This window comes from Paenirhodobacter sp. (assembly GCF_050177655.1).
Lineage (GTDB): Bacteria > Pseudomonadota > Alphaproteobacteria > Rhodobacterales > Rhodobacteraceae > Rhodobacter.
Genome location: NZ_JBFXGV010000083.1, coordinates 1 through 5,711, shown reverse-complemented (window position 1 = coordinate 5,711; position 5,711 = coordinate 1). Strand labels below are relative to the sequence as shown.

The following is a 5,711-nucleotide window of genomic DNA, read 5'->3' as shown; positions in this document are numbered from 1 at the left end:
GCGGTGATCGCCGAGGCGACGCGCAAACTGGTGCTCGATCGGGCGCGCGAGATCGGCTATCGGCCCAATCCCTTCGCGCAAAGCCTGATCACCAAGAAAACCCAGATCGTCGGCATGGTGGTGTCGGATCTGACCAACCCGTTCTACCCCGAGGTGATGACCCGGCTGACCAGCCTGCTGCAAAAGCAGGGGATGAATGTGATGCTGGCCTCGGCGGTGCAGTCCGACGGGATCGACGAGGCGGTCGATCTGTTGCTCAGCTATCAGCCCGATCTGATGATCGTGCTGGCGACCAATCTGAAATCGCATGCCCGCGAGCGCTGCGAGGCGGCGGGTGCGCCGGTGATCTTCTTCAACCGGCTGTCCGAGGACGGGCAGGGCTATGGCGTGTCGTGCGACAATGTCGCGGGCGGGCGGCAGGCGGCGGCCTATCTGATCGAGCGCGGCCACCGCGAGCTGCTCTATGTCTCGGCCTTCAAGGATGCCTCGACCAATGTCGAGCGCCGGCAGGGGTTTTGCGACGAGACGGTGCGGCTGGGCTGTGCGGCGCCGCAGGTGATCGAGGCCGGGCGCTTTACCTATGAGGCGGGCTATGAGGCCGGGCTGGCGGTCAAGGACCTGCCGCGGCGCCCCGACGGGGTGCTTTGCGCCAGCGATATCGTCGCCATCGGCTTTGTCGAGGGGGTGCAAGAGGGGCTGGGCCTGCGCGTCCCCGAAGATATTTCGGTCATCGGCTACGACAATATCGCGATGTCGGGCTGGCCCTCGCACCGGCTGACCACCGTGCCCCAGCCGATCGACGCGATGATGCAGGCCACCTTGCAGGTCGCCTCGGAACTGGCCGCCTCGCGCCCGGTGGCGCAGCGCGTGCTGCATATTCCCCCCGGCGCGCTGGTCGAGCGGCGCACCGTCAAGGACAGGAGACAGCCATGACCGCCCAGACCGATCTGTTCCTTCGCCTTGTGCAGGGCCACAAACCCGATTGCGCGCTTTCGTTTGCGGGCACGGCGCCGGCGGCGGTGGCCTGTCCCGAGGTGCTGGCCGCGACGCTGGGGTCAGAGGCTCTGGCGCGTTACGCCGAGGCCTGCCGACCCGTGTATGAGGACCTGCGCCGGATCATCGGCCAGATTTCGGGCCTGTTGATCCTGGCGCAGCTGACCGCGCAGCGCGAGATCCGCGATCTGCCCGAATATGGCGCCTGCACCGCGCGGATGGCGCAGGCGCAGGCCCGGCTCGAGGCGCTGAGCGCGGGCTCCGAGGCGCAGGCGCACAAGGATCAGCTGCTGGCCGCGCTGGCTTTTTCACGCCTTGCGATGGGAACGTTCTCAGGGCGCGCCGCCGGTGATGCGGGCGACGCCGATCTGGACCGCGCGGGGCTGCAAATCAAACGCGCCTACGCGCATCTGCAGGCCGCCTCGGCGCAGCGGGCGGGGCTGGAAATGGTCGATCTGTCGCTGGCGTGCTGTTGCGGGGCGCATTGAGGCGACGGTCGGGAACAGGGTTTCAAGGAGGAGAAAATGGCTGATTATTCCATCTGGGTGCTCGAGTACTGCTATGTGCCGAACTACCACAAAAGCGGCGTGCTCTACGGCGCGCACAACCAAGGCTACGTCAAGCTGCCCTATTGCTATGTGGTGATCAAGGGCAAGGGCCATGTCGCCATGGTCGATGTCGGCTATAACGACAAGGCCTATGGCAAGACGCTGGGCGATCGCTTCGGGGTCGAGAACTGGCGCGATCCGAAAACCGTGCTGGCCGAGATCGGCATCGCCCCCGAAGAGGTCGATACCTGCTTCATCACGCATGCGCATTTCGACCATTTCGGCAATGTCGAGGATTTCCCCAACGCCAAATTCTACATTCAGGAACGCGAGATCTCGAAATGGGTCTGGGCGATGTCGCTGCCCGACCGGATGCGCTGGATGATGGTGGCAATGGACCCGGGCGATATCGTGCGCGGGGTCGATCTGGCGCGCGACAAGCGGCTGGTGACGGTGGATGGCGCGCTCGAGGATGTGCTGCCGGGGATCGACCTGCATGCGGCGCCCGACAGCCACACCTGGGGCTCGATGTGGGTGACGGTGCGCAATGACGGTCAGGCGACGTCGCAAGACAGCTGGGTGCTGGCCGGCGATCTGGTCTATCAATTCGAGAACCTCGCGGGTGACGGCGCCGTCGTCGATGTCGACACGATGTATACGCCGGTCGGTCTGGCGGTGGGCAGTCAGGCCAATCTGGTGCTCGCGACCGAAGAGATGATGTCGCAGGTCGGCTACGAGGCGCGCCGGGTGATCCCGATCCACGAGGATCGGCTGAAGGATACCTTCCCCTCGCGCATCTCGTCCCAAGGGCTGCGGATCACCGAGATCTGTCTGGCCGACGGCGACGCGTCGAAGGTGTCGTGATGGCCGCGCCGCAGACCATCGCGATCGTCGGCGCCGGGCTGGTGGGGTCGGGCTGGGCGCTTGTCTTTGCGCGGGCGGGGTTCCGGGTGAAGGCCTATGATCCGGCCCCCGAGGTGCGCGCCGGGATCCTGCCTTGGGCACGCGAGAGCCTGGCCGATCTGGCCGAGGTCGGTCTGGTTAGCGATGCCGAGGCCATTCTGGCGCGGATCTCGGTGCATGACGATCTGGCCGCGGCGGTGGCGGGGGCGGTCTATGTGCAGGAATCGGTCTTCGAGACGGTGGCGGCCAAGACCGAGGTCAGCCTTGCGCTGGATGCGGTGATCGGGCCGCAGACCATCGTCGGCTCGTCCTCGTCGGGCATTCCCGCCTCGCAGTTCACCGAGGGCTGCCGCCAGCGCGCGCGCTTCATGATCGCGCACCCCGTCAACCCGCCGCATCTGGTGCCCGTGGTCGAGATCGTGCCCGCGCCCTGGACCGCGCCCGAGGCGGTCGCGCAGGTGGTCGATCTGATGCGCGCGGTCGAGCAGGCGCCGGTGCGCCTGACGCGCGAGATCGACGGCTTCGTTCTGAACCGGTTGCAGGGCGTTTTGCTCAACGAGGCCTGGGCGCTTTACGAAGATGGGATCGCCAGCCTCGCCGATATCGACGCGACGCTGTCGCAGGGCCTGGGTCTGCGATGGGCCTTCATGGGGCCGTTCGAGACGATCGACCTGAACGCGCCCGGCGGGATCGCGGATTATGCGGCGCGGTTGCGCGGGCTTTATGCCGGCATGTTGCGCCCGGCGCGCGGGCCCTGGCCCGATGCGGTGATCGCCCGGGCCACCGACGAGCGGCGCGCATCGCTGCCCGCCGCGGATCTGGCGCAGCGGCGCGCCTGGCGCGATGCCAAGCTCTCGCGGCTGGTTGCCTTCAAGAAATCGCAAGGCCTGTCCGCCTGAGCGGACGGCCCCTCCAATAGACTGAACACAAAGGAGAAAACACATGTCTGTGACATATCTCAAGCGCGGCAAACCCGAGGCGGATCGGGCCGAGGATGACGCCAAGACGCGCGCCGCCGTCGAGGCGATCCTGCGCGATATCGAGACCCGCGGCGATGCCGCCGTGCGCGAGCTGTCCGAGAAATTCGACCATTACACGCCGCCGGCCTTTCGCCTGAGCGCGGACGAGATCGCGGCGCTGATCGCGCAACTCTCCGAGCGCGAGATCGCCGATATCAAATTCGCGCAAGAGCAGGTGCGCAATTTCGCGCAGGCGCAGCGCGACACGATGCTCGACCTCGAGATCGAGACCCTGCCGGGCGTGATCCTGGGGCACAAGAATATCCCGGTGCAATCGGTCGGCTGCTATGTGCCCGGCGGCAAGTTTCCGATGGTTGCCTCGGCGCATATGTCGGTGGCCACGGCCTCGGTGGCGGGGGTGCCGCGGATCATCGCCTGCACGCCGCCGTTTCAGGGCAAGCCGAACCCGGCGGTGATCGCCGCGATGCATTTCGGCGGCGCCCATGAGATCTATGTGCTGGGCGGGATTCAGGCGATCGGCGCGATGGCGATCGGCACCGAGACGATCGAGCCGGTGCATATGCTGGTCGGTCCCGGCAATGCCTTCGTGGCCGAGGCCAAGCGCCAGCTGTTCGGGCGCGTCGGCATCGACCTTTTCGCCGGTCCGACCGAGACCATGGTGATCGCCGACGACACGGTCGATGCCGAGCTGTGCGCCACCGATCTGCTGGGGCAGGCCGAGCATGGCTATAACTCGCCCGCGGTTCTGGTCACCAATTCGATGAAGCTGGCGCAGGCGACGCTGGCCGAGATCGACCGGCTGCTCGAGATCATCCCCACCGCCGCCACCGCGCGCGTCAGCTGGGCCGATTATGGCGAGGTCATCGTCTGCGACAGCTATGACGAGATGCTCAATGTCGCCAATGACATCGCCTCGGAACATGTGCAGGTGATGACCGATCGCGACGACTGGTTCCTCGAGCACATGCACTCTTACGGCGCGCTGTTCCTCGGGCCGCGCACCAATGTCGCCAATGGCGACAAGGTGATCGGCACCAACCACACCCTGCCGACCAAGAAGGCGGGGCGCTATACCGGCGGGCTTTGGGTGGGCAAGTTCCTGAAAACCCACAGCTATCAAAAGGTCACGACCGATGAGGCGGCGACGCTGGTGGGCGAATATGGCTCGCGGCTGTGCATGCTTGAGGGCTTTGTCGGCCATGCCGAGCAATGCAACATCCGGGTGCGCCGCTATGGCGGGATCAACGTGCCCTATGGGGCCGCCGCACCCTATCGCGAGGCGGCGGAATGAGGGCTGCGGGTCCCAGCTTCCGTCTGGATGGCAAGCGGGCGCTGGTGACCGGGGCGGGGCGGGGCATCGGCCTCGCCATCGCGCAGGCCTTTGCCCGGGCGGGCGCCGAGGTGACCCTGTGCGCCCGCACCGCCCCCGAGATCGAGGCGGCGGCCGCGGCACTGTGCGCCGAGGGGCTGGTGGCCACGGCGCTGGCGCTGGATGTCACCGATGTGGCCGCGTTCGAGGCCGCGATCGAGGCCCGCCCGGCCTTTGATATCTTCGTCAACAATGCCGGCACCAACCGGCCCAAGCCGCTGTCCGAGGTGACCGAAGAGGATTACGACGCGGTGATGGGGCTGAACCTGCGCGCGGCGGTGTTTTGCGCGCGCGCCGTGACGCGGCAGATGGTTGCCGCGGGGCAGGGCGGCTCGGTCATCAACATGTCCTCGCAGATGGGCCATGTCGGCGCCCGCGACCGCACGCTTTATTGCGCCTCGAAATGGGCGCTCGAGGGGTTCACCAAGGCGCTGGCGGTCGAGCTGGGCGGGCAGGGCATCCGCGTCAACACGATCTGCCCGACCTTCATCGAGACGCCGATGACCAAACCCTTCTTCGACAACCCCGAGTTCCGCGCCGCGGTGCTCTCGAAGATCAAGCTGGGCCGGCTGGGTCTGGTCGAGGATATCACCGGCGGCGCGGTGTTTCTGGCCTCGGACGCGTCGTCGCTGATGACCGGCTCGGCGCTGATGCTGGACGGCGGCTGGACGGCGGATTAGGTGTTTGATCCCACGGTTTGATGGTGTGATCCTTTCGCAGGAATTGAAGGATGCCATATGGGACAAGTTCGTCACGGAAGCGCCACGACCACGCACGCCGTCAGAACAGCAATACACCCACATTCTCCAAGTAAGTCGCTGATTTCGCTGTCGTAATCGTGATATTTCGCATATAAATCATGGCGTTGACGGCTGCGAGGGGCGCGTTTCATGGATCACCTGGAGGGTGCGGGCTTGG

Annotated in this window: 6 protein-coding genes; all 6 read left to right on the top strand. The window is 66.2% G+C overall.

The window, feature by feature from the left end; genetic code table 11:
• The coding region (locus AB7U46_RS17365; protein ID WP_428338243.1) for a LacI family DNA-binding transcriptional regulator at positions 1-933 on the top strand (933 nt) is incomplete at its 5' end.
• Positions 930-1,481, top strand: coding sequence for a hypothetical protein (locus AB7U46_RS17360; protein WP_428338242.1), 552 nt, complete (start codon positions 930-932; stop codon positions 1,479-1,481). The genes AB7U46_RS17365 and AB7U46_RS17360, both read left to right, overlap by 4 nt.
• A gap of 36 nt (positions 1,482-1,517) precedes the next feature.
• Positions 1,518-2,405, top strand: a complete 888-nt coding sequence (locus AB7U46_RS17355) for an N-acyl homoserine lactonase family protein (RefSeq protein WP_428338241.1) — start codon at positions 1,518-1,520, stop codon at positions 2,403-2,405.
• Positions 2,405-3,343: a 3-hydroxyacyl-CoA dehydrogenase gene (locus tag AB7U46_RS17350; RefSeq protein WP_428338240.1), complete on the top strand. Its 939-nt coding sequence runs from the start codon at positions 2,405-2,407 to the stop codon at positions 3,341-3,343. The genes AB7U46_RS17355 and AB7U46_RS17350 overlap by 1 nt, the downstream gene beginning before the upstream one ends.
• A gap of 43 nt (positions 3,344-3,386) precedes the next feature.
• On the top strand, positions 3,387-4,715 hold the full coding sequence (gene hisD / locus AB7U46_RS17345) for a histidinol dehydrogenase (RefSeq protein ID WP_428338239.1): 1,329 nt from the start codon (positions 3,387-3,389) through the stop codon (positions 4,713-4,715).
• Positions 4,712-5,473 carry an SDR family NAD(P)-dependent oxidoreductase gene (locus tag AB7U46_RS17340; protein ID WP_428338238.1) on the top strand — a complete coding sequence of 254 codons (762 nt, stop codon included), beginning with the start codon at positions 4,712-4,714 and terminating at the stop codon, positions 5,471-5,473. The genes hisD and AB7U46_RS17340 overlap by 4 nt, the downstream gene beginning before the upstream one ends.
• The last annotated feature ends 238 nt before the right edge of the window (positions 5,474-5,711 follow it).

What these genes read in the sequence shown, in the direction of transcription:
- AB7U46_RS17360 (WP_428338242.1), top strand. Translation starts at nt 930, where the DNA reads ATGACCGCCCAGACCGATCTGTTCCTTCGCCTTGTGCAGGGCCACAAA.
- AB7U46_RS17355 (WP_428338241.1), top strand. Translation starts at nt 1,518, where the DNA reads ATGGCTGATTATTCCATCTGGGTGCTCGAGTACTGCTATGTGCCGAAC.
- AB7U46_RS17350 (WP_428338240.1), top strand. Translation starts at nt 2,405, where the DNA reads ATGGCCGCGCCGCAGACCATCGCGATCGTCGGCGCCGGGCTGGTGGGG.
- hisD (WP_428338239.1), top strand. Translation starts at nt 3,387, where the DNA reads ATGTCTGTGACATATCTCAAGCGCGGCAAACCCGAGGCGGATCGGGCC.
- AB7U46_RS17340 (WP_428338238.1), top strand. Translation starts at nt 4,712, where the DNA reads ATGAGGGCTGCGGGTCCCAGCTTCCGTCTGGATGGCAAGCGGGCGCTG.